Below are 21,912 nucleotides of genomic sequence, written 5' to 3'. Positions count from 1 at the left end.
CGGGATCTTTTTGGCCGGCGGTCGGGTGTTACCTGCTCAGGGGGCTCGGGTAGTCGGGGGGTGTCCCCGCCTGAACACGAACCGTGCCGTGGCCGAAACGCGGTAGCGGGGCGAGGGAATGCAGGTACGACTCATCGCATCCTGAGGAGGACCAGATGAGCACGCAGGCTGCTTCCACCCGGCCGATGAACCGGCCGACGTCGGACGTCCAGAACCCGGCGTCGATGCAGAACACGCAGACCCGGCAGATGCCGGTCATGCAGGACGGGCGCCGGAACGACATGCAGGCACCCGGTACGGAGACCAAGCAAGCGTTCAAGACCACCGAGTTCTGGATCTACCTGATCGCGGTGGCCGGCGTACTGGTCGCCTCGCAGGTTGTCGGGAAGAACTCCGCCGGGGTGGACATCTTCCGCGCCAACAATGCCTGGTTCCTGATCACCCTGCTGACGCTGGGTTACCTCGGTAGCCGCGGACTGGCCAAGGCTGGCAGTAACCACCGCAGCAGCGAAGAGCGCAAGGCCCGGCACTGACCGGGTACGCGGTAGCACTACGTGCAGTGGCCTCCGGGAGGAATCTCCCGGAGGCCACTGTCGCGTCTGGACGACTACTCGCCGAAGTCACCACCGAAGTCGCCACCGAAGTCACCCTCGAAGGCGTCCTCGATCATCTCGCCGGCGATCATGCCGCCAGCCACGCCGAGCGCCGCGCCGGCCACCATGCCGCCCATCCCGTGCCCCCGGCCATGCCCGCGCCCGTGCCCCGGCCCGAAGCCCTGGGAGCGCAGGCTGCCGTAGCGGGAGGTGGTCTCGCGCAGCCAGCCGTCGACCATCTGCGCCCAGTCGACCCGGTCGACGTCGGCGTGCGACACCTGGTATCGGCCGAACGCGTCGTGCCCGGCGCTGAGGAAGCCGCCACGCTTGTCGCACTCCAGGATCACGTCCACCCCGCGCTGGCTGGTCACGAAGGTCAGCTCGACCTCCCGGATCGTGTTGGCGTACTGCGGCGACGCGAAGAACTCGATCTCCTGGTAGAACGGCAGCGTCTGCTGGACGCCCCGGATGTGACCGCGCTCAAGATCGGCGTGCTTGAACTGGAAGCCGAGCCGCTGGAACGCCTCCAGGATCCGCTCGTGCACCGGCAGCGGGTGCACCGCCACCTGGTCCAGGTCGCTCTTGTCCACGGCACGGGCCACGGCCAGCTCGGTGCGCAGGCCCATCGTCATGCCGTGCAGGCGCTGGCCGTACACGTCGGTGATCGGGGTTTCCCACGGCACCGGCAGCTGGAACGGCAGCGAGAGCTGCTGCTTCGGCGCGAGCTGGAGCGGGCCGCTGACGGCCATGCGGTGAAACTCCATGGTGCCCGCGTACTCGGTGTCGTGTCCCTCGACCTCGACCCGGGTGACCAGGCCGATCACCACCTGCTCGACGGCCGCCGGGCTGTCACCGCCGACGAGGTTGACCTGCCCGTCAAGGGTCAGGCCAGGCCGGGTGTTGGGGTTGGTCAGCACGGTGTCCACGCTGGGACCGCCGACACCGAACGCGCTCAACATCTTCTTGAAGACCATCGGAACTCCTGTGCGACAGCCGACCGCTCCACCATGGAGTCGGACGTTGACTCGTGGGCACCCTATCGAGAGGCCCTGTGAGATGGCTGTGAAGTGCTGGCGGTGGGCACTGCGTGTCGCCATGTCGGCGTGTTGTGTCGTGTCAGCGGCTCGCTCGGCGCCGGAACAGCACGCCGGACGCGGCCACGCCCACCACCAGGAACCCGACGGCCCAGGCGAGCGCGGCCGCGGCCGACTCGGCGACGGGACCACCCACCAGCAGCCCACGGACCGTCTCGACCAGTGGCGTCATCGGCTGGTTGCGGGCGAACCCCTGGAGGAAGTCCGGCATCGTCTCCGGCGGCACGAACGCGCTGCTCACGTACGGCAGGAACAGCACCACGAAGGAGAACGCGCCGGCCGCCTCCGCGTTCGTCACCAGCAGGCCGAACGCGGCCGACAGCGCCGATATCCCGCACATGAACAGAGCCAGCAGCCCGAGCAGGGCCACCCAGTCGAGCACCGAGGCCGTCGGCCGGAAGCCGAGGAGGAGCGACACCGCGACCACGACGGCCGTCGACACCAGGTTGCGCGCCACGCTGGCCACGATGTGCCCGATCAGCACCGCCGAGCCGAGGACCGGCAACGAACGGAGGCGGGCGATCATCCCGGTGGTCATGTCCTGGTTCACCCCCACGCCGGTGGAGGCCGAGCCGAAGGCCGCGCAGATCAGCACGATCCCCGGCACGACATAGGTCAGGTACCGGGTGCCCGTCTCGATCGCGCCACCGAAGACGTAGACGAACGCCAGCAGGATCAGCACCGGCAGCAGGATCGCGGTGATCAACGCGTCGACGCTGCGTACCGATCGTCGCAGGCCGCGACCGACCAGCGCGCTCACGTCCACGAGCACGCCGGGCATCCGGGTCAGCTGAGGCGTGGTCATCGGGTCACCGCCACGGCCGACGCCCGCTCGGTCGGCGACTGCTCGGCCGCCTGCTCGGTCAGCGGCTGCTCGGTCAGCGCGAGGAACACCTCGTCGAGGCTGGGGCGGTGCAGTGCGAGCCGGTCCACCTCGATGCCCTGGGCGTGGAGCAGACCCAGCAGGTCTCGTATCGCGGCCGCGGTGCCGTCGGTGGGTACGTGCACGGACAGCGTCTCGGCGTCCTCCCGGGCGGGTACCGCGTTCGCGGCGAGCACCGCCACGGCGCGGGCGAGCGCGTCGGCGTCGGGCAGGACAAGTTGCGCGGTTTCGCCGCCGACCCGGGCCTTGAGCTGCTCGGCGGTCCCCTCGGCGGCGACCCGGCCGCCGTGCAGCACGGTGATCCGGTCCGCCAGCCGGTCCGCCTCCTCCAGGTACTGGGTGGTGAGCAGGACGGTGACTCCGGCGGCTGCCAGTTCCGCGATCGAGCCCCAGACGTCGCGGCGGCTGCGCGGGTCCAGCCCGGTGGTCGGCTCGTCGAGGAACAGGACCCGGGGCTCGACCACGAGACTCAGCGCGATGTCCAGCCGGCGGGCCATTCCGCCGGAGTAGGTCGACACCCGCCGCCCGCCGGCCGAGGTCAACTCGAAGCGGTCAAGCAGCTCGTCGGCTCGGGCCCGCGCCGCTGCCCTGGTCAGGTGACGCAGCCGGCCCATGAGGACCAGGTTCTCCCGGCCGGTCAGCATCTCGTCGACCGCCGCGTACTGGCCGGTGAGGCTGATCGATCGGCGTACCGCCGCCGGCGCGGACACGACGTCGTGCCCGGCCACCACCGCCCGGCCGCCGTCCGGACGCAGCAGCGTGGAGAGCACCTTCACCGCCGTCGTCTTGCCGGCCCCGTTCGGCCCCAGCAGTGCCGCGACGTTGCCGCGTTCGACCCGCAGGTCGACCCCATCGAGTACGGCGACACCGCCGAACCGCTTCGTCACTGATTCAAGTTCAACTGTGTATGCCATAAACTCAGTGTATGCCATACACCGGGTATAGGATCAACCCCTCATGGAACGCGCGATGTCACCGCTCGAGGCGGTCTGGACGGCCAAGCCCGCCCCCGAGGCACGGGAGGGGCTGTCGCTGGCGCGCATCGTCGGCGCCGCGATCGAGGTCGCCGACACCGACGGCCTCGGCGCCGTGTCGATGAGCCGGGTCGCCAAGAGCCTCGGGTTCACCACGATGTCGCTCTACCGGCACGTCGCGAACAAGGAAGAGCTGATCCTGCACATGCAGGACGCCGCCGTCGGCCCCCCACCCGCGGACCTGGTGACCGGCCAGGGCTGGCGGTCGGACCTGGACCGCTGGTCGTGGGCCGCGGTCCGCAAGCTCCGCCGCCACCCGTGGATCCTGCAGACGCTGTCGATGTTCGGCCCACCCGCCACCCCGCACCAGCTCAGCTGGTTCGAGTACGGCCTGCGCGCCCTGGGCCCGACTCCGCTCGACGAGAACGAGAAGGTGTCGGCCATCGTGCTCATCCAGGCGCACAGCTTCGCCGACCTGACGTTCCACGCGGCCGGTGCGCCCACCGCGATCGCCGACGCCGACCCTTACGAGACGCTCTTCACCCGGATCATCGATCCGGCCCGGTTCCCCGCGCTGATGGCCGCGTTCAGCGGCGGTGGCTTCGCCTCGACCGACGACCCCGAGGCCGACCGGGACTGGCTGTACCAGTTCGGCCTGCAACGGATCCTCGACGGCGTCCAGGTCCTCGTCGAGCAGCGTCTCGCCCGGAAAACCTGAAACCCCCGCCCCTTCCCCCTTGTTGATCAACTCGACATCAGCGAAATCGGGGTATCCCGGTCGCGGGACACCCCGACATCCGCGATACCGAGTCGATCAACTGACGCCACCGCCTGGAAGGGTGCAACCGGGATCAGTGGGTTGCGCGCCCGAACGTGCCGCTCTTGACGCCGCCGACGAGGCTGGCTCGGCTCAGCGCGGAGAACGCTCGCGTGAAGCGGGCGCTGCGCGACTGGCAGGGCGCCTGGTCCGAGCGGCGTCAGCCGTGAGCCCGGGATGGGAACACCAGTACAGCGGGCTCTTCACGCCGCTGCCGCGATTCGCCGTCGAGGCGTACACCGAACCGGCGGAGCCGGCGCCCCGGCACGTGATCCACCTGCCGGTGACGGTCGCCGACCTGGCCGGGGCGCTGGACCTGGCCCGTACGATCGCCCGGTCGTTGGCCTCGACTCCGCAGGTCGACGTCACCGGCGCCACCGTCTCGGCCGAGGACGCGCAGCACGTACGACATTGGATGTTCTGCGACCGGATCATGCCCGGTCGCCGGCGGTGCGCGCGCCCGGCCGACCACCGCGGGCCCTGCCTGCCCGCCGATGCTCCCTAGCCGACCTAGCCGACCTGACGCTCGGCGGCGGCCACGGCGTTGCGGAAGAGCATGGCCACCGTGGTGGGGCCCACCCCGCCCACTCGGGGGGTGATCGCCCCGGCGACCTCGGCGCACGCCTCGTCGACGTCCGGCAGCAGCCGCCGACCCGCGTACCGCACGCCGCCGCCGATGACGACGGACCCCGGCTTGACGTGCTCGGGCTGGATGATGCCGGGTACGCCAGCGGCGGCGATCAGGATGTCGGCCCGGCGGGTGTATCGGGGCCAGTCCGCGACGCCGGTGTGCACGACGGTGACGGCCGCGTTGGCGGTGGGGCGCTTCTGGGCGAGGAGGGTGGCGAGTGGCCGCCCGAGCGTGGCACCGCGACCGAGGATGACCACCTCGCGCCCGGAGACCGGAATGCCATGGTGGGCCAGCAACGCCTCGATGCCGGCTGGCGTGCAGGGCACCGGCCCCGGCAGCCCGAGCGCGAGCCGACCGAGGTTCAGCGGATGCATGCCGTCGACGTCCTTGTCCGGGTCGATCCTCTGCAACGCCGCGTCGTAGTCCAGGTGGTCGGGGACCGGATACTGGACGAGGATCCCGTGCACGGCGGGATCGGCGTTGAAGGCGGCGATCACCTCGTGGAGTTGTTCCTGCGTGGCGTCGGCGGGCAGGTGGCGGTGCGGCGAGGCGAAGCCCAACTGGGCGGCCTGACGCTGCTTGATGCCGATGTAGCCGGCACTTGCGTCGTCGTCGCCGACCAGAACGGTGGCCAGGGCCGGGACGACTCCGGCGGCGCGGAGCACGGCCACCCGCTCGGCAACATCGGCGAGGACCGCGTCGGCCACCGGCTGACCCGGCAAGCAGGGTGGCAGTGCGCGGGGTGGTCTGCTCATCGGTTGACGGCATGGCTCTCCTCGGCGCGGAAGCCCAGGCGGTCGACCCCCGCGATGAGCTCCCCGATGGTTCTGCCATCCCAGGTGCCGCCAGTCGCGTCGCCACCCATTCTGCCCGACGAACCGGGCACCGGACCAACCGGCTGGGCGCTGCGGGCCGTCAGCCGGCCTGGACGACGACCAGCTCGCCGACCTGCTCGCCGATCGCGGTACGCGCCTCCGCCGGCAGCCCGACGTCGGTGATCAACACGTCGGCCGCCTCCAAGGGGGCGATGGTGGCGATGCCGATGGTCTCCCACTTGGTGTGGTCGGCGAGCACCACCAGCCGGCGGGCGGCGCCGATCAGACACCGATTGACCCCGGCCTCCAGCAGGTTGGGCGTGGTGAAGCCGGTCCGTGGGCTGAGCCCGTGCACGCCGAGGAAGAGCAGGTCGACGTTGAGCGCGCTGATCGCCGCCTCGGCCACCGGCCCGGTCAGCGCGTCCGACGGGGTACGGATGCCGCCGGTGAGCACCACCGTCTGATCGGCGCGCGGATTCTGGTAGAGCGCGTCGGCCACCGGGATCGAGTTGGTCACCACGGTCAGCCCCCGTACGTCGGAGAGCAGCGTGGCCAGCGCGGCGGTGGTGGTGCCGGCGGAGAGCGCGATGGCCATCCCCGGCTCCACCATGGTCGCCGCCCGCTCGGCGATGGCCCGCTTCTCCGCCTGCTGGCGGATCGACTTCGCGGCGAAGCCGGGCTCCTCGGCGGAGCCCGGCCCGGCCAGCGTCGCGCCGCCGTGCACCTTGTCCACCAGCCCGCGTTCGGCCAGCACCTCCAGGTCGCGCCGGATCGTCATGTCGGACACGCCGAACCGACTGACGAGCTGACTCACCCGTACGCCGCCACGCTGGCGGATCAGATCGAGGATGGCGGTCTGCCGCTGCTGGGCGAGCACCTGGGGAACCTCCTTCGCGCCGTGGCTGTCACCGGGTCAGGCCGGTCCGTCAGCCCGATCCTCCCGGATCACGGCCACCTCGCCGGCCGGCACTGTCAGCTCACCGGCGCACCGTGCTCCGGTCAACAACTCGGTGCCGGTCACCGCGAGCCGTACCTCGCTCCCGGTGTGGTTGATCGCGAACAGCCAGCTTCGCTCACCGTCGCGGCGCCGGACCACCTCCACCCCGGTCGGCGCCCGCGCCGCCGGGCGGACGCCGGCCTCGTCGAGCAGCCGGGCGACCAGCCGATCGGTGGCCGGCTCGTCCAGCCGGGTGCCGACGTACCAGGCGGCGCCCGCGCCGACCGGCCGCCGGGTCAGCGCCGGCACGCCCGGCAACGGCCCATCGGTGTACGAGGCGAGCACCTCGGCGCCCTCCGGGTGCAGCCACTCGGTCCACACGTCGGCCGTGCTGCCGTCGTCCAGCCGCACCTGCTCGCCCTCGCGCAACGGGAAGAACTCCTCGGTCCGTACGCCGAGCAGCTCCCGGAACGCGCCCGGGTAGCCGCCCAGCCGGATGTGGTCATTCTCGTCCACGATGCCGCTGAAGTAGGTGATCGCCGCGGTGCCGCCGGCCTCGACGAACCGGCTCAGCGCGTCGGCGTCGGCATCGCGGACCAGGTAGAGGGTGGGTGCCAGGACCAGCCGGTAGCCGCTGAGGTCGGCGGACGGGTGGACGATGTCGGCGGTCACGCCGGCCCGCCACAGCGCGCCGTACAGGGCGGTCAACCGGTCGGCGTAGCGGACGTCCACGCTGGGGTGCGAGTCCAGCTCGACGCCCCAGCACGCCTCCCAGTCGAACAGGATCGCCACCTCGGCGTCCACCCGGCTGCCGCGTACCTCGGCCAGCGCCCTGAGGTCCGCGCCCAGCTGGCAGACCTCGCGGAACACCTTGGTGTCCGGCCCGGCGTGCGGCACCAGCGCGGAGTGGAACTTCTCGGCGCCGGCCCGGGCGGCCCGCCACTGGAAGAACAGCACCCCGTCGGCGCCCCGGGCGACGTGCGCCAGGCTGTTGCGGCGCATCTCCCCCGGCAGCTTCGCCACGTTGCGCGGCTGCCAGTTCACCGCGCTGGTGGAGTGCTCCATCAGCAGCCACGGATCACCGCCCGCGACGCCGCGGGTGTGGTCGGCGGAGAGGGCCAGCCCGAGGTGCGCCTGCGGGTCGGCGGCGGTCAGGTAGTGGTCGTTGGAGACCAGGTCCACGTCGTCGGCCCAGGAGTGGTAGTCCATGTGCTTGATGCCGGTGCCGATCATGAAGTTGGTGGTCACCGGCTGGCGGACCAGCGTCTTCAACAGCTCGCGTTCGGCGCGCAGCTGGGCCCGCTGCTCGTCGGAGGAGAAGCGCAGGAAATCCAGCTGCTGCGTGGGGTTGGCGAAGGTCGGCGCGGTGCGCGGCGGGTTGATCTCGGCCCAGTCGCCGTAGCGCTGGCTCCAGAACGCGGTGCCCCAGGCGTCGTTGAGCCGGTCCAGGTCGCCGTACCGCTCGCGCAGCCAGTCGCGGAACGCCTCGGCGCTGACGTCGCAGTAGCAGTGCACGTTGTGGCAGCCCAGCTCGTTGGAGACGTGCCACATCACCACCGCCGGGTGCTCGGCGTACCGACCGGCGACCGCGCGTACCAGCTCCAGCGACCGCTCCCGGAACACCGGGGAGCTGGGGCAGTACGCCTGCCGCCCGCCCGGCCAGAGGATCGCGCCGTCGGCCCGGCGGGGCAGCGTCTCCGGGTATGCGCGGGCCAGCCACGGAGGCGGGCTGGCGGTGGCGGTGGCCAGGTCGACCTGGATGCCGCCGTCGTGCAGCAGGGTCAGCACCCGATCCAGCCAGCCGAACTCGAACCGGCCCGGGGTGGGCTCCAGCAGGGCCCAGGAGAAGATGCCGACGGAGACCAGGTTGACCCCGGCCCGACGCATCAGCTCGACGTCCTCCGACCAGGTCTGCTCAGGCCACTGCTCGGGGTTGTAGTCGCCGCCGAAATAGATGCCGTTGCCCTGCCATCGCCGCATGAAAGCTGAGGTTGCACCCGGCAGCCCACGAAAGTCAACAGGTTCCAACATCGACTTCTTTTCCAACGTTTACCACGTAACGGCCGTGTCACGACTGGGTTCCGGGAGGCGAATTGCCCTCTTGACAGCGCCCGGCGGACGGGTAGCTTGAGGCCCCAATGGCCGTTCGTGTTCGCCATTGTGGATTCTCGTGGGATCCGAATGTGCATTCACGGCGCTGAACCTGCCTTCACCACCCCCGACGGCCCTTGGGCGTAGCACCTCTTCATCCGCAGGAGGCACAGATGTCCCGTCCCCGATCCCAAGCCGAGTACCTGGCTCGGCTCGTACCGCCCTCCGTAGCCGGCATCAACCGACGCTCGCTGCTGGCCGGCGCGGCCGGCACGGGCGCGCTGCTCGGCACCGGCCTGCTCGCCGGCTGCGGCGACGACTCCGGCGGGTCCGAGTCGAAGGAGGTGTCCCTCGGCTCGAACCAGTCCGACCCGAAGCCGAAGGACGTCCTCGCCAAGGTCACGGACGGTTTCAAGACCTCGTCCGGCGTCCAGGTCGCGGTGAACACGGTCGACCACAACACGTTCCAGGAGAACATCAACAACTACCTGCAGGGCAAGCCGGACGACGTGTTCACCTGGTTCGCCGGCTACCGGATGCGCTTCTTCGCCCAGAAGGGCCTGGCCAGCGACATCAGCGACGTGTGGGGCAAGCTCTCCGGCTATTCCGACGCCTTCAAGAAGGCGTCCACCGGGGACGATGGCAAGCAGTACTTCGTTCCGGCGTCGTACTACCCGTGGGCGGTCTTCTACCGCAAGTCGGTCTGGCAGCAGCACGGCTACCAGACGCCGAAGACCCTCGACGACCTGACCACCCTCGCCGCTCAGATGAAAAAGGACGGCTTGACCCCGATCGCCTTCGCCGACAAGGACGGCTGGCCGGCGATGGGCACCTTCGACATCCTCAACCTGCGGATCAACGGCTACCAGTTCCACGTCGACCTGATGGCCGGCAAGGAGGCCTGGACCTCCGACAAGGTCAAGAAGGTCTTCGACACCTGGGCCGGCCTGCTCCCCCTGCACCAGCCGGACAGCCTCGGCCGCACCTGGCAGGAGGCGGCGCAGTCGTTGCAGCAGAAGAAGAGCGGCATGTACCTGCTCGGTCTCTTCGTCGGCCAGCAGTTCAGCAACGAGGAGCAGAACGACCTCGACTTCTTCACGTTCCCGGAGATCGACCCGGCGATCGGCGCCAAGGCCCTGGACGCCCCGATCGACGGTTACATGATGGCCCGCAAGCCCAAGAACGAGGACAACGCCCGGAAGCTGCTGGAGTACTTCGGCGGCAAGGCGGCCGCGGACATCACGGTCAAGAACGACCCGGCCACCCTGGTCGCCAACTCCGGCGCGGACGTCAGCGGCTACACCGCCCTGCAGAAGAAAGCGGCCGAGCTGGTCGGGTCGGCCACCGAGATCGCCCAGTTCCTCGACCGGGACACCCGGCCGGACTTCGCCTCCACGGTGATCATCCCGGCGCTCCAGCAGTTCATCAAGGACCCCAAGGACATCGGCGGGCTCACCTCGAGCATCGAGAACCAGAAGAAGTCGATCTTCACCGACTGACGGCGGAAGGGGGAGGACATCGTGTCCGACCTGCCCCTGAACCAAGCGGATCGCGCCGTGCCGTCGCCGGCCGCGACCACCCCCACGGGTGGTCGTCGCCGGCGGCTACGGCTCCTGTCCCGCACCGACCGCGTGGTCATCACGCTGATGGTGCTCGTCCCGCTGCTGCTCGTCACCGGGTTCGTCTGGCTGCCGGCAGCGGCCACCGTGCTGCTCTCCGGCACCAACTGGGACGGCATCGGCCCACTCAACGAGATCGAATTCGTCGGCGCCCGCAACTACAGCGACGTGGTGAACATCTACCCGCCGTTCGTGCCGGCGATCCAGCACAACCTGCTCTGGCTGGCGGCGCTGTTCCTGGTGGCCAGCCCGTTCGGCATGTTCCTGGCCGTCCTGCTCGACAAGGAGCTGCGCGGCAGCCGCTTCTACCAGACCGCGCTCTACCTGCCAGTGGTGCTCTCGCTGGCGCTGATCGGCTTCGTCTGGCAGCTGCTCTACTCCCGCGACCAGGGTCTGATCAACGCCGTGTTCGGCAGCAACGTCGACTGGTACGGCGACTCGAACGTCAACATCTGGGCGGTGATGGTCGCCTCCGGCTGGCGGCACGTCGGCTACATCATGCTGCTCTACCTGGCCGGGTTGAAGGGCGTCGACCCGTCGCTGCGGGAAGCCGCGGCGGTCGACGGCGCCTCGGAGAGCAGGACGTTCTTCCGGGTGGTGTTCCCGGTGATGCGGCCGATCAACATCATCGTGCTGGTGGTGACGGTGATCGAGTCACTGCGCGCGTTCGACCTGGTCTGGGTGGTCAACAAGGGCCGCAACGGATTGGAGCTGATCTCCGCGCTGGTCACCCAGAACGTGGTGGGTGAGGCGAGCCGGATCGGATTCGGCTCGGCGCTGGCCACCATCATGCTGGTCGTCTCGCTGGTCTTCATCACCATCTACCTGGCGACCGTGATGAGGGAGCACCGGCAATGAGCACGGCGACCGTGACCCGGCGTACCGAGGGTGGGGTCGAGGCCCCGGCCCGCCGCAAGCTGACCCCGCTCCGAATGCTGCTGCATGGCTTCCTCATCACCGTCGCACTGACCTGGCTCTTCCCGATCGCCTGGGCGGTGCTCACGTCGCTGCGCTCCTACGAGTACACCGCCGCCAACGGCTACGTCTCGTTCGGCGGCTGGACCCTCGACAACTACGTCACCGCCTGGCGGACCGCGGAGTTCGGCAAGCACTTCCTCAACTCGGTCTACATCACGGTGCCGGCGGTGCTGCTGACGCTCTTCCTCGCCTCCTGCGTGGCGTTCGTCATCGCCCGGTTCAGCTGGAAACTCAACCTCGTGCTGCTCGGGGTGTTCACCGCGGCCAACCTGCTGCCCCAGCAGGCGCTGCTCATCCCACTGTTCCGGCTGTTCACCGAGGTGCCGCTGCCGGAGTTCATGAGCGACTCCGAGCTGCTCTACGACAGCTACTGGGGTCTGATCCTGATCAACGTGGCCTTCCAGTGCGGGTTCTGCGTCTTCGTGCTCAGCAACTACATGAAGGCGCTGCCCCGCGACCTGTACGAGGCGGCGATGGTCGACGGGGCGAGCATCTGGCGGCAGTACTGGCAGGTCACCATGCCGCTGTGCCGGCCGGCCCTGGCCGCGCTGGCGACCCTGGAGGTGACCTGGATCTACAACGAGTTCTTCTGGGCCACCGTACTCATGCGCACCGGCGACAAGTTCCCGGTGACCAGCTCGCTGAACAACCTGCGCGGCGAGTTCTTCACCGACAACAACCTGGTCTCGGCGGGCAGCGTGCTCGTCGCGATCCCCACTCTGGTGATCTTCTTTATGCTCCAGCGGCACTTCGTCCGGGGCCTGACCTTGGGAGCCTCAAAGGGATGACGATCCTGCACCTGCGCCGCGCGCGGACCAGCCTGGTGCTCGACGCGCGCGGCCCGGGGCTGCCCCGGATCGCGCACTGGGGTGGCGACATCGGCGACCTCGACGACGACGGCCTGCGCCAGCTCGTCGACGCGACCGTCCCGCCGGTGGTGCCGAGCAGCTTCGACGAGCCGACCGTGCTCTCCCTGCTGCCGGAGCCGAGCGCCGGGTGGAGCGGCCGGCCGGGACTGGCCGGGCACCGCGACGGCACCGGCTGGTCCACCGCCTTCCGCCTGGACGGCCTCGACGTCGAACCACCCGCCGACGAGGGCTCGGCACGGGTGACCGTACGGGCCAGCGACCCGGACGCACAGCTGTCGCTGACCATCGAGATCGAGGTGGACCCGACCGGGTTGCTGCTGCTGCGCCACCGGCTGCGCAACGACGGCGACGACGCGTACGAGCTGCGCGAGCTGACCCCGGTGCTGCCGGTGGCGGCGGTCGCCACCGAACTGCTCGACCTGACCGGCCGGTGGTGCCGGGAGCGGTCCCCGCAGCGGCACTCGTGGCAGTTGGGCAGCTGGGTCCGGGAAGGCCGGCACGGTCGCACCGGGCACGACGCCACCCTGCTGCTGGTGGCCGGCACCGCCGGGTTCGGCTTCGGCCACGGCGAGGTCTGGGCGGTGCACACCGCGTGGAGCGGCGACCACGTCACCTTCGCCGAGCGCCGACCCACCGGCGAGTCGACCCTCGGCGGCGGCGAGCTGCTGGCCCCCGGCGAGGTCCGGCTGGGCCCCGGCGAGTCGTACGCCACTCCCCTGCTCTACGCGGTCTGGTCCGACGCCGGGCTGGACGGGCTCAGCGACGTGCTGCACACCCACCTGCGGGCCCGGCCCCGGCACCCACGCTCCCCCCGCCCGGTCACCCTGAACGTCTGGGAAGCCGTCTACTTCGACCACGACCTGGACCGGCTGCGGGCGCTCGCCGACCGGGCCGCGCAGATCGGCGTCGAACGGTTCGTGCTCGACGACGGTTGGTTCCGCGGCCGGCGCGACGACACCGCCGGGCTCGGCGACTGGTTCGTCGACGAGGGCGTCTGGCCGGACGGCCTGCAACCGTTGATCGACCACGTGACCGGTCGGGGTCTGGAGTTCGGCCTCTGGGTGGAGCCGGAGATGGTCAACCCCGACTCCGACCTGTTCCGCGCGCACGCCGACTGGTTGCTGGCCGTGCCGGGGCGGCTGCCGCCGCTCTGGCGCAACCAGCAGGTGCTCGACCTGGGTCGCCCGGAGGCGTACGACCACCTGCTGGAACGGCTCGACAAACTGCTCACCGAGCATCCCGGCATCAGCTACCTCAAGTGGGATCACAACCGGGACCTCACCGAGGCCGGCCACCACGGCCACCCCGGGGTGCACGGGCAGACCCTGGCGGTCTACCGGCTCCTCGACGAGCTGCGCCGCCGCCACCCCGGCGTGGAGATCGAGAGCTGCGCGTCCGGCGGCGCCCGGGTGGACCTGGGCATCCTGGCGCGCACCGACCGGGTCTGGGCCAGCGACTGCAACGACGCCCTGGAACGGCTCAGCATCCAGCGCTGGACGGGGCTGCTGCTGCCACCGGAGCTGATCGGCACGCACGTCGGGCCGGAACGCTCGCACACCACCCACCGGGTGCACGACCTCGGCTTCCGGGCAGCGACCGCGCTCTTCGGCCACCACGGCATCGAGTGGGACATCGCGTCGATCAGCGCCGTCGAGCAGACCGAGCTGGCCGCCTGGGTCGCGTTGCACAAGCGGCTGCGTCCGCTGCTGCACGCCGGCCGGGTGGTCCGGGTCGACCATCCGGACCCGGCCGTCTGGGCGCACGGCGTGGTCGACCACGACGGCACCAGGGCGGTGTACGCGGTGGCCCGGCTGGCCACCTCGGTGGCGCAGTCCCCGGGCGCGGTCCGGCTGCCCGGTCTGGACCCGGGCCGGCGGTACCGGGTGCGACCGGTGTCGGACGTGCCGGCCCCGGCGACCATCGACCGGTCCGCGCCGGCCTGGCTAGACGGTGGCGTCACCCTCAGCGGGGCGGCACTGGCCCGGGTGGGGGTGCAGGTGCCCGCGTTGCATCCGGAGCAGAGCCTGGTGCTAGAGGTCGACGCCGTCGACTGAGAAAATTCCCGGAACATCTCTGGCCGGGGTGTCGAGAACGGTGCCGGCTGCTTCTACCTCAGGGTGAGAGCACCGAAGATGGTGCGCAGGCGTGAGGAGCGAATCGTGAAGTACATGCTGCTGATGCAGTTCAGCGCCGCCGGGACCGACTTCCCGGGCATCGACACCTGGACGCCGGAGGAGATCCAGGCGCACATCGGGTTCATGGGTGAGGTCAACGGCAAGCTCACCGCGGCCGGGGAGTGGGTCGACGGGCAGGGCCTCGGCGGCCCGCAGCAGGCGCGGATCGTCCGCGCCGGTGAGGGCGGGGCGCCGGTGGTCACCGAGGGACCGTTCGCCGAGACGAAGGAGTTCCTCGCCGGGTTCTGGATCGTCGACTGCGACAGCCCGCAGCGGGCGGTGGAGCTGGCCGCGTACATCTCCACCGCACCCGGCCCCGGCGGCCGGCCGCTGAACATGCCGATCGAGGTGCACCCGATCATGTCCGCCCCAGCCCAGGAGCTGTGAGGGCTGGCCACCACCGATCCCCGCGTCGAGGACCTGCTGCGCGAGCTGGCGCCGCAGGTCCTCGGTGTGCTCGCCCGCCGGTTCGGTGACTTCGCCACCGCCGAGGACGCGGTGCAGGAGGCGCTGCTGGCCGCCGCCACCCAGTGGTCGGCGGACGGGCTGCCGGCGAACCCGCGCGGCTGGCTGATCCAGGTCGGCTACCGCCGGATGATCGAGCTGGTCCGCGGCGAGCAGGCGCGGCGCCGCCGCGAGGACCTGGTCGCCCGCCGGGACCCGGACGACCGCCAGCACGCGCCCGCGGCGGACGAGGAGTTGACCGCCGAACGGGACGACACCCTGGTCCTGCTCTTCCTCTGCTGCCACCCGGCGCTCATGCCCGCGTCGGCCGTCGCGCTGACCCTGCGGGCGGTCGGTGGGCTGAGCACCGCCGAGATCGCCCGCGCGTTCCTGGTGCCCGAGGCGACCATGGCGCAACGGATCAGCCGGGCCAAGCAGCGCATCCGCTCCTCCGGGCTGCCGTTCCGGATGCCGGAGCCGGCGGAGCGGGCCGACCGGCTGGCCGCCGTACGGCAGGTGCTCTATCTGATCTTCACGGAGGGGCACACCAGCACCACCGGCCCGGACCTGCGCCGGGTCGACCTGGCGGCGGAGGCGATCCGGCTGACCCGCGCGCTGCACACGCTGCTGCCTGACGACAGCGAGTCGACCGGCCTGCTGGCGTTGATGCTGCTCACCGAGGCGCGCAGCCCGGCGCGGACCGGGCCGTCCGGTGAGCTGATCTCGCTGGCCGACCAGGACCGCGCCCGCTGGGACGCCTCGGCCATCGCCGAGGGCGTCGCGCTGGTCACCCGGGCGCTGCCGCGCGGGCCGGTCGGCCCGTACCAGGTGCAGGCCGCCATCGCCGCGCTGCACGACGAGGCGTCGAGCACCGAGGCGACCGACTGGCCGCAGATCCTGGCGCTCTACGGGGTGCTGGAACAGCTCTCCGGCAGCCCGGTGGTGGCGCTCAACCGGGCCGTGGCGGCCGCCATGGTGCACGGGCCGGCAGCCGGCTTGGCCGCTCTCGACGCGCTGGCCGACCACCCACGGTTGGCCGGGCACCACCGGCTCTCCGCCGCCCGCGCGCACCTGCACGAGATGGCCGGCGACCGAGCCCGGGCGATCGCCGACTACCGGGCCGCCGCCGGGCGGACGAGCAGCCTGCCCGAGCATCGCTACCTCATGGTGCGGGCGGCCCGGCTCGCCGCCGAACCCACGCCCGACCCACCGAATACTCAGGACTGAGGACCGCATGGCGTACGTGCTGCTGGGGATCGCCATCGCCGCCGAGGTGCTGGCGACCAGCCTGCTCAAGACCACCGCCGGGTTCACCCGGATCGGGCCGACGGTGGCCTGCCTCGGCGGCTATCTGCTGGCGTTCATCCTGCTGGCCCAGGCCGTCAAGGAGATACCGGTGGGCGTCGCGTACGCCCTCTGGTCCGGCCTGGGCACCGCCACCATCGTGGCGATCGGCGCGGTCTTCCTGGATGAGCCGGTCGGGCTGGCCAAACTCGCCGGCATCGCACTGATCATCGCCGGGGTCGTCATGGTTAACCTGGCCGAGAGCACCGACCACGGCTGAGCACGGTGGCCGGGCCCGGTGCGGGCCCGGCCACCTGCGCGTCGATCAGCTCGCGGTGCAGCTCACCTCCGGCCTGGCGTTGCTGCCGGTCCAGCTGGCGAGGAAGCCGAAACTGGTGCTGGCGCCGGCGGCCAGCCGGCCGTTGTAGGCCACGTTGCGCGCGGTCACCGCGGCTCCGCTGCTGGTCAGCGTCGTGTTCCAGGACTGGCTGACGCTCTGGCCGTTGGCGAAGGTCCACCGGGCGCTCCAGCCGGTGATCGCGGTCGCGCCGGCGGTCACCCGCACCTCACCCTGGAAGCCGCCCTGCCACTGGCCGATGACCGTGTACGTCGCCGTGCACCCACCGGCCGGCGGGGGCGTGGTCGGCGGCGGAGTGGTGGGCGGTGGAGTGGTGGGTGGCGGCGTGGTGCCGCCGAAGACGCTGGCCTCCCGGGCGGTCTGCCGGATGCCGTTGGCGCCGTTGAAGATCCGCTGGCCCCAACTGGTCAGGCCGGCCGGGTTGAAGGCGGTGGCCATGTCGAGATACTCCACGCCGCCGCCGTTGCCGCTCCACGACCAGCCCAGCCAGCCGATCCCGTTGGCCTGGCTGTAGGCGAGGATGGTGTCCTCGTCGGGGTCGCCGTCGGAGTGGTTGAAGCCGAACTCGCCGACCACGATGGGCAGGCCGGCCGCCCGGAAGCGACCCAGGTAGTCGCTGATCTCCGCGGCGGTGTCGAAGACGCCGTACATGTGGATGGAGAAGACGGTGTTGCGGGCCGGGTCGGCGGCGAAGACCGAGGCGGCGTTGTCGCGCATCGTGAACGACCAGTCCTGCCCCCAGTTCGGCGCGTCCACCATGATCGTGTGGGTCAGACCGCCGGCGCGTAGCCGGGTGATCGCGTTGGCGTTGTCGGTGGCCCAGGAGGCGTAGTTCTGGTTGCCGTAGGGCTCGTTGCCGATGTTGACGATGACGTACTTCTCCTGGCCGGCCAGGACGTCGGCGAGACTGAGCCAGTAGTCGACGGCCCGGGCGAGGGTGATCGCGCCGCTCTGCTCGCCGTAGCCGGTGGTGTCGTGCACCTCCAGCACACAGATCAGCCGGTTGGCCTTGCACAGCGAGATGACGTTGGCGACGTCGGCGTTGGTGTTGCGGGTCCACCGGTCGCCGCTGGAGAGCACCACCCGGACGGTGTTCGCGCCGAGCGCCTTCACGTCGGCGAACGAGCTGGTCTGCTGTGGGTACCAGGTGTGCGCGTGGTTGACCCCGCGCATGATGAATTCGGTGCCGTTGGCGTCGTACAGCTTGCCGCCCGCGACGGTGAAACCGGCCGCGGCGTGCGCCGGCTGGCCGAACGCCAGCACGGCGACGAGCAGCGCGAGCAGGGCCGCGCCGGCGGCGGAGAGTCGAGTCTTCATGGCCTTCCTCAGGGAGGACCCCCGGTGCCCGACAGGGGTGGGACGTGACAGGGGAAGGCGGCTGCAGCCCGACAGCCGCCGCCCGGATCCCGGCGGCGCACGCATCAGCGTAGGGCGATGGATTGGTCGGCGCAACCGGTTCAGTGGCCGAGCCGCAGCCGGCGGACGGCCGTGACGGCCCACGCGAACGCGGGCCGTCACGGGGCGGTCATCCCCACCACAGGATGTGCGCCACACCCGGCACTCTTAACCGGTTAAGACCGACCGTAGGCAGGTCGCGGTCATCCGTCAAGCGCCTCCCGTCCGAACCGGACGGGAGGGTTGACCGCTGCCGAGCTGGGTATCCCGGGACGATCCGTCGGCGGGAAGGAGAAACCAGAATGGTCAGCGTCGGCTACACCCTGATGTGCGAGCAGGCCGGTCCGAAGCAACTGGTCGACCACGCGGTACGGGCCGAGGCGGCCGGCTTCGACCAACTGGTGATCTCCGATCACTACTATCCCTGGCTGGATGCCCAGGGCCACTCCCCGTACGCCTGGTCGGTGCTGGGCGCGGTCGCCCACGCCACCTCCCGGGCCGAGCTGATGTCCTTCGTGACCTGCCCGATCCGCCGCTACCACCCGGCCGTGGTCGCGCAGAAGGCCAGCACCATCGGAGCGCTCTCGGACGGCCGGTTCACCCTCGGCCTCGGCGCCGGGGAGAACCTCAACGAGCACGTGGTCGGTGGCTGGCCGCACGTGCAGCAGCGGCACGAGATGTTCGAGGAGGCCCTGCAGATCATCCGACCGCTGCTCAACGGCGAGTCGCTGACCTTCTCCGGCAACCACTTCGACGTGCCCGACGCCTACGTCTGGGACCGCCCGGAGCAGCCGGTCCCGATGGCCATCGCCGCCTCGGGCCGACAGTCCGCCACCCTGGCCGCCGAGTACGGCAACGGCATCGTCGCCACCGAGCCCGACCGGCACATCATCGAGATGTACGACGACGCGGGCGGCGCCGGCCAGCCGCGCTACGGGCAGGTGGCCATCTGCTACGGCCCGGACGAGGCCGAGTGCCGCAAGATCGCGCACGACCAGTTCCGCTGGTTCGGGATGGGCTGGAAGGTCAACGCCGAACTGCCGGGCCCGGACTCCTTCGCCGCCGCCACCCAGTTCGTCCGCGAGGAGGACGTCGCCGACGGCATCGCCTGCGGCCCGGACGTGGACGCGCACGTCGAGGCGTTCCGGAAGTTCGTCGACGCCGGCTTCACCCACGTGGCGATCGTCCAGATCGGCGGGGAGACCCAGCCGATGTTCCTCGACTGGGCGCAGGAGCAGCTGCTGCCCCGGCTGCGCGAGCTGTGAGGCTAACCCGGCCGGGCGGTTCGGTCGGGCCGAACTGCGGCTGGCGCTGGCCGCGCCCCGACCGACCGCCGCGCTGACCAGCGAGTGGCGGCAGGTCGGCGGACTGCGGACACACACCCGCGCTCGCCCCCACCCCCGCTTTCACGGACAGGTGAACCCCATGCGCTTCGGCAACACGGAGATCCGCCCGCTCGGCGGTGGCCTCGGCTGCCTCCTGATGATCCTCTTCTCGATCGTGGCCTCGGTCGTGCTGACCGTCCTGCTCAACCTGGTCCTCTGACCCGCCCGGCCCCGCGCGTCCCGGCGGTGGCGCACGGGCCCGGCTCAGGCCGGGTCGAGGTCCAGCTCGGCGACGACGGGGTAGTGGTCGGAGGCGGTCTCGGCGTCCCCGTCGCGGACCACCCGGACGCACCGGCTCCGCTCGGCCACCGCCGCGGTGCCGAACAGGTAGTCCAGCCGCATCCCCGCGAACTCCTCCCCGCCGAACCGGGTGGGCACGGTGAGGCCGTCGGCCTCCGGTGCTCCGGCGGCGTACGAGAGCCAGAGGTCGACCACGCCGGCGGCCCGCAGCCGGGCGACAGCGCGGGTGTCCACGTCGCCTCCGGACCGCCGCAGGTGGCGCCGCCGGTAGAGGTCGGGCATCCCGGCCAGGCGCGCGGTGTGGTCGACGGTCGGGTCGAGCGAGTTGAGGTCACCGGTGACCAGCGTCAGCGGCCCCTGGGCGCGTCGCACCGCGGCAACCAGCCAGTCGACCTCCATCCGACGCCGTCCCCCGGAGTACGGGTGGAGGTGGGTGCCGAGCACGGTCAGCGGACCGGCCGAGGTGGCCACCACGACGCGGGCGGCCGCGTGGTGGAACGGCCGACGCAGCGCCCCCGCGGCGACGACCCGAAGCGGCGGCCGGACCAGCACCGCCACCGGCTGCCCGAAACACGACCGGGCCAGGTGCGGTGTCATCCCCACCCGACCCGCGATCTCGGCCATGAGCCCGCCCCGGTCGAAGCCGCGCAGCTCCTGCAGGGCCAGCACGTCCGGCGCCTGCGCCGTGACGACCCGGACCACCGCGTCCAGCCGGTCGGAGCCGCCCCGGTCCCGACCGCCGGTACGGATGTTCCAGGTCATCACCCGCAGCACGGCGCGGCGCTCAGTCGGCCCGGCCGGCCCGCGCCAGCTCGTCGTCGAGGGTGTCCACGTCCTCCGACTCGATGGCCGGCTGATTGCCTTCCTTCAGGTCGGCGTTGGGGCGGATGACCAGGTAGAGCAGCCCGATCCAGAGCGCGGAGAGCAGGATCGCGCCCATGAAGTCGGTCGGGTGGTGCATCCCCCGGTACATCCGGGACGTGGCCACGCCGAGCGGCATGATCACGGCCAGCGCCACGAAGATCCAACGCCACCACCGGTCGGTACGCGGTAGCACGATGACGGCGATCGCCAGCCAGACGCAGATGGTCGCCGCGATGTGCCCGGACGGGAAGGAGGAGGTGGGCATCTGCCCGTCCAGGTTCTCCACCGGCGGGCGTGGCCGGTCGACCGCCCGGGCGGAGGCGAGGAAGAGGGTCAGCTCGCCGACCATCGCCAGCGCCACGAACAGCACCGGCCGCCAACGCCGCCACACCGCCAGCACCAGCGGACAGAACACCAGCGAGATCAGCAGGATGGCGTGCGTGTCGCCGAACTTGCTCCACCACCAGCTCACCTCGGTCAGCACCTCGGTGTGCCGGTCGGCGAACCAGCGCGGCACCTCGGTGTCGAGCGTGGCGAAGAAGGTGCCCTTGGCGTGGTAGCTGACGTACGTGCCAAAGGCGTACAGCGCCCCGAAGACCAGCACCCAGCCGACCAGCAGCTCGGCCACCGCCGAGCGGGGGTGGGCCAGCACGTGCTCCTCGGCCGGGGCGGGGGCGATGTCGTGCCCGGCCTCCGGTTCCAGACCCTCGCTCAGCGGCGGCACCGGGCGTCCCCGCTCGCGCCGCCACAGCCGGAACGCGTACGCGGTGACGCCCAGCCAGGCGGCGCCGAGCAGCCAGCCGGCCAGCACGTCGGAGACGAAGTGCACGCCCAGCGCGATCCGGGTCAGCCCGACCAGCGCCACCAGCACGACCGCACCGGCGATCGCCGGCCTACGCCACCGGGGCGCCATCGCCGGCAGGAACACCAGCAGCAGCGCCCCGTACGCGACGAACGAGCCGAGCGCGTGCCCGCTCGGGAAGCTGTTGCCCGGCGCGCTGGCGATCGGCACGTCCACGACCGGGCGGAGCCGACCGACCAGCGTCTTCAGGGACGGGTCGAGGATCAGGCCACCGACCCCGGTGATGATCAGATAGACGGCCAACCGTGGCTGCCGCCGGATCAGCAGCCCGACCACGGCGATGGTGACCAGCCAGATGAGGATCGGCCGGCCGCCCAGGTCGGTCACCGCCTGGAGCACGGTGACCAGCGCGTGGTGCGGGGCGACGAGACCGTTGAACCACTCGGCGACCGCGTGGTCGGCGTCCTGCAACGGGCTCCACCGCATCCGGACGAGCAACAACAGCAGCCCGAAAGCCACCCCGGCGCCGGTGACGGCTACCAGGCCGGCGATGCTCCGCTCGGCGAAATGCCCGATCGGACGCCGCGCCACCTCTTTGAGCGCCGTCACCCCGCACCTCCCATGTCCATTGGCGAGGGCGCTTTACCCGATCGGCGCTGCCCGTA

20 protein-coding genes and 1 riboswitch are annotated in these 21,912 nt (G+C 71.1%); of the genes, 11 read left to right on the top strand and 9 right to left on the bottom strand.

The window, feature by feature from the left end:
• Positions 1–155: 155 nt before the first annotated feature.
• On the top strand, positions 156–533 hold the full coding sequence (locus tag ACWD5O_RS30220; RefSeq protein WP_354963001.1) for a hypothetical protein: 378 nt from the start codon (positions 156–158) through the stop codon (positions 531–533).
• 74 nt (positions 534–607) lie between these two features.
• On the opposite strand, the gene ACWD5O_RS30215 is transcribed toward ACWD5O_RS30220, so the two are convergent.
• The 3 genes from ACWD5O_RS30215 to ACWD5O_RS30205 all read right to left on the bottom strand — a co-directional run bounded on the left by ACWD5O_RS30215 (position 608) and on the right by ACWD5O_RS30205 (position 3,484).
• On the bottom strand, positions 608–1,567 hold the full coding sequence (locus ACWD5O_RS30215) for a sporulation protein (RefSeq protein WP_450087402.1): 960 nt from the start codon (positions 1,565–1,567) through the stop codon (positions 608–610).
• A 142-nt stretch (positions 1,568–1,709) separates the two neighbouring features.
• The gene (locus tag ACWD5O_RS30210; RefSeq protein WP_450087401.1) at positions 1,710–2,492 is read right to left on the bottom strand and encodes an ABC transporter permease; all 783 of its coding nucleotides are present in this window, start codon (positions 2,490–2,492) and stop codon (positions 1,710–1,712) included.
• A complete protein-coding gene (locus ACWD5O_RS30205) occupies positions 2,489–3,484 on the bottom strand; it encodes an ATP-binding cassette domain-containing protein (RefSeq protein WP_450087400.1) in 996 nt (331 codons plus the stop codon). Before ACWD5O_RS30205 ends, ACWD5O_RS30210 begins: the two co-directional genes overlap by 4 nt.
• 55 nt (positions 3,485–3,539) lie before the next feature.
• On the opposite strand from ACWD5O_RS30205, the gene ACWD5O_RS30200 reads away from it, so the two are divergent.
• Positions 3,540–4,262, top strand: a complete 723-nt coding sequence (locus ACWD5O_RS30200) for a TetR/AcrR family transcriptional regulator (RefSeq protein WP_450087399.1) — start codon at positions 3,540–3,542, stop codon at positions 4,260–4,262.
• A 265-nt stretch (positions 4,263–4,527) separates the two neighbouring features.
• A complete protein-coding gene (locus ACWD5O_RS30195; protein WP_450087398.1) occupies positions 4,528–4,866 on the top strand; it encodes a hypothetical protein in 339 nt (112 codons plus the stop codon).
• 5 nt (positions 4,867–4,871) lie between these two features.
• On the opposite strand, the gene ACWD5O_RS30190 is transcribed toward ACWD5O_RS30195, so the two are convergent.
• The 3 genes from ACWD5O_RS30190 to ACWD5O_RS30180 form a co-directional block, all read right to left on the bottom strand.
• Positions 4,872–5,747 (bottom strand): bifunctional 5,10-methylenetetrahydrofolate dehydrogenase/5,10-methenyltetrahydrofolate cyclohydrolase, encoded by an 876-nt coding sequence (locus ACWD5O_RS30190; protein WP_450087397.1) that lies wholly within the window; start codon positions 5,745–5,747, stop codon positions 4,872–4,874.
• A 25-nt stretch (positions 5,748–5,772) separates the two neighbouring features.
• A riboswitch (ZMP/ZTP riboswitch) is annotated at positions 5,773–5,855 on the bottom strand.
• A 52-nt stretch (positions 5,856–5,907) separates the two neighbouring features.
• Positions 5,908–6,684 carry a DeoR/GlpR family DNA-binding transcription regulator gene (locus ACWD5O_RS30185; protein ID WP_074318174.1) on the bottom strand — a complete coding sequence of 259 codons (777 nt, stop codon included), beginning with the start codon at positions 6,682–6,684 and terminating at the stop codon, positions 5,908–5,910.
• A gap of 36 nt (positions 6,685–6,720) precedes the next feature.
• The gene (locus tag ACWD5O_RS30180) at positions 6,721–8,724 is read right to left on the bottom strand and encodes a beta-galactosidase (RefSeq protein ID WP_450087396.1); all 2,004 of its coding nucleotides are present in this window, start codon (positions 8,722–8,724) and stop codon (positions 6,721–6,723) included.
• Positions 8,725–9,008: 284 nt separating this feature from the next.
• Here ACWD5O_RS30180 and ACWD5O_RS30175 point away from each other — a divergent pair, with 284 nt between their 5' ends.
• The 7 genes from ACWD5O_RS30175 (at position 9,009) to ACWD5O_RS30145 (ending at position 16,483) form a co-directional block, all read left to right on the top strand.
• On the top strand, positions 9,009–10,334 hold the full coding sequence (locus ACWD5O_RS30175; protein WP_354963009.1) for an ABC transporter substrate-binding protein: 1,326 nt from the start codon (positions 9,009–9,011) through the stop codon (positions 10,332–10,334).
• Between the two features lie 21 nt (positions 10,335–10,355).
• Complete coding sequence (locus tag ACWD5O_RS30170; protein ID WP_450087395.1) at positions 10,356–11,312, top strand: carbohydrate ABC transporter permease; 957 nt, start codon at positions 10,356–10,358, stop codon at positions 11,310–11,312.
• Complete coding sequence (locus tag ACWD5O_RS30165; RefSeq protein WP_450087394.1) at positions 11,309–12,220, top strand: carbohydrate ABC transporter permease; 912 nt, start codon at positions 11,309–11,311, stop codon at positions 12,218–12,220. The genes ACWD5O_RS30170 and ACWD5O_RS30165 overlap by 4 nt, the downstream gene beginning before the upstream one ends.
• Positions 12,217–14,355 (top strand): alpha-galactosidase, encoded by a 2,139-nt coding sequence (locus ACWD5O_RS30160; RefSeq protein WP_450087393.1) that lies wholly within the window; start codon positions 12,217–12,219, stop codon positions 14,353–14,355. The genes ACWD5O_RS30165 and ACWD5O_RS30160 overlap by 4 nt, the downstream gene beginning before the upstream one ends.
• Positions 14,356–14,469: 114 nt before the next feature.
• Positions 14,470–14,862: a YciI family protein gene (locus tag ACWD5O_RS30155; protein ID WP_354963303.1), complete on the top strand. Its 393-nt coding sequence runs from the start codon at positions 14,470–14,472 to the stop codon at positions 14,860–14,862.
• Positions 14,863–14,865: 3 nt separating this feature from the next.
• A complete protein-coding gene (locus tag ACWD5O_RS30150; RefSeq protein WP_450087418.1) occupies positions 14,866–16,146 on the top strand; it encodes an RNA polymerase sigma factor in 1,281 nt (426 codons plus the stop codon).
• A gap of 7 nt (positions 16,147–16,153) precedes the next feature.
• Positions 16,154–16,483: a DMT family transporter gene (locus ACWD5O_RS30145; protein ID WP_450087392.1), complete on the top strand. Its 330-nt coding sequence runs from the start codon at positions 16,154–16,156 to the stop codon at positions 16,481–16,483.
• A 45-nt stretch (positions 16,484–16,528) separates the two neighbouring features.
• Here the strand turns inward: ACWD5O_RS30145 and ACWD5O_RS30140 are convergent, their stop codons facing one another.
• Positions 16,529–17,878 (bottom strand): cellulase family glycosylhydrolase, encoded by a 1,350-nt coding sequence (locus ACWD5O_RS30140; RefSeq protein WP_450087391.1) that lies wholly within the window; start codon positions 17,876–17,878, stop codon positions 16,529–16,531.
• Positions 17,879–18,258: 380 nt separating this feature from the next.
• Between ACWD5O_RS30140 and ACWD5O_RS30135 the strand changes: the two genes are divergently transcribed.
• Positions 18,259–19,221, top strand: a complete 963-nt coding sequence (locus tag ACWD5O_RS30135) for a TIGR03557 family F420-dependent LLM class oxidoreductase (RefSeq protein WP_449936942.1) — start codon at positions 18,259–18,261, stop codon at positions 19,219–19,221.
• Between the two features lie 324 nt (positions 19,222–19,545).
• Here the strand turns inward: ACWD5O_RS30135 and ACWD5O_RS30130 are convergent, their stop codons facing one another.
• On the bottom strand, positions 19,546–20,355 hold the full coding sequence (locus ACWD5O_RS30130; protein WP_450087390.1) for an endonuclease/exonuclease/phosphatase family protein: 810 nt from the start codon (positions 20,353–20,355) through the stop codon (positions 19,546–19,548).
• Positions 20,356–20,365: 10 nt separating this feature from the next.
• A complete protein-coding gene (locus ACWD5O_RS30125; RefSeq protein WP_450087389.1) occupies positions 20,366–21,856 on the bottom strand; it encodes a phosphatase PAP2 family protein in 1,491 nt (496 codons plus the stop codon).
• Positions 21,857–21,912: the final 56 nt, after the last annotated feature.

This window comes from Micromonospora sp. NPDC005161 (assembly GCF_053599855.1).
The sequence above is the reverse complement of the archived record's forward strand: the minus strand, read 5'-3'. Positions and strand labels throughout refer to the sequence as shown.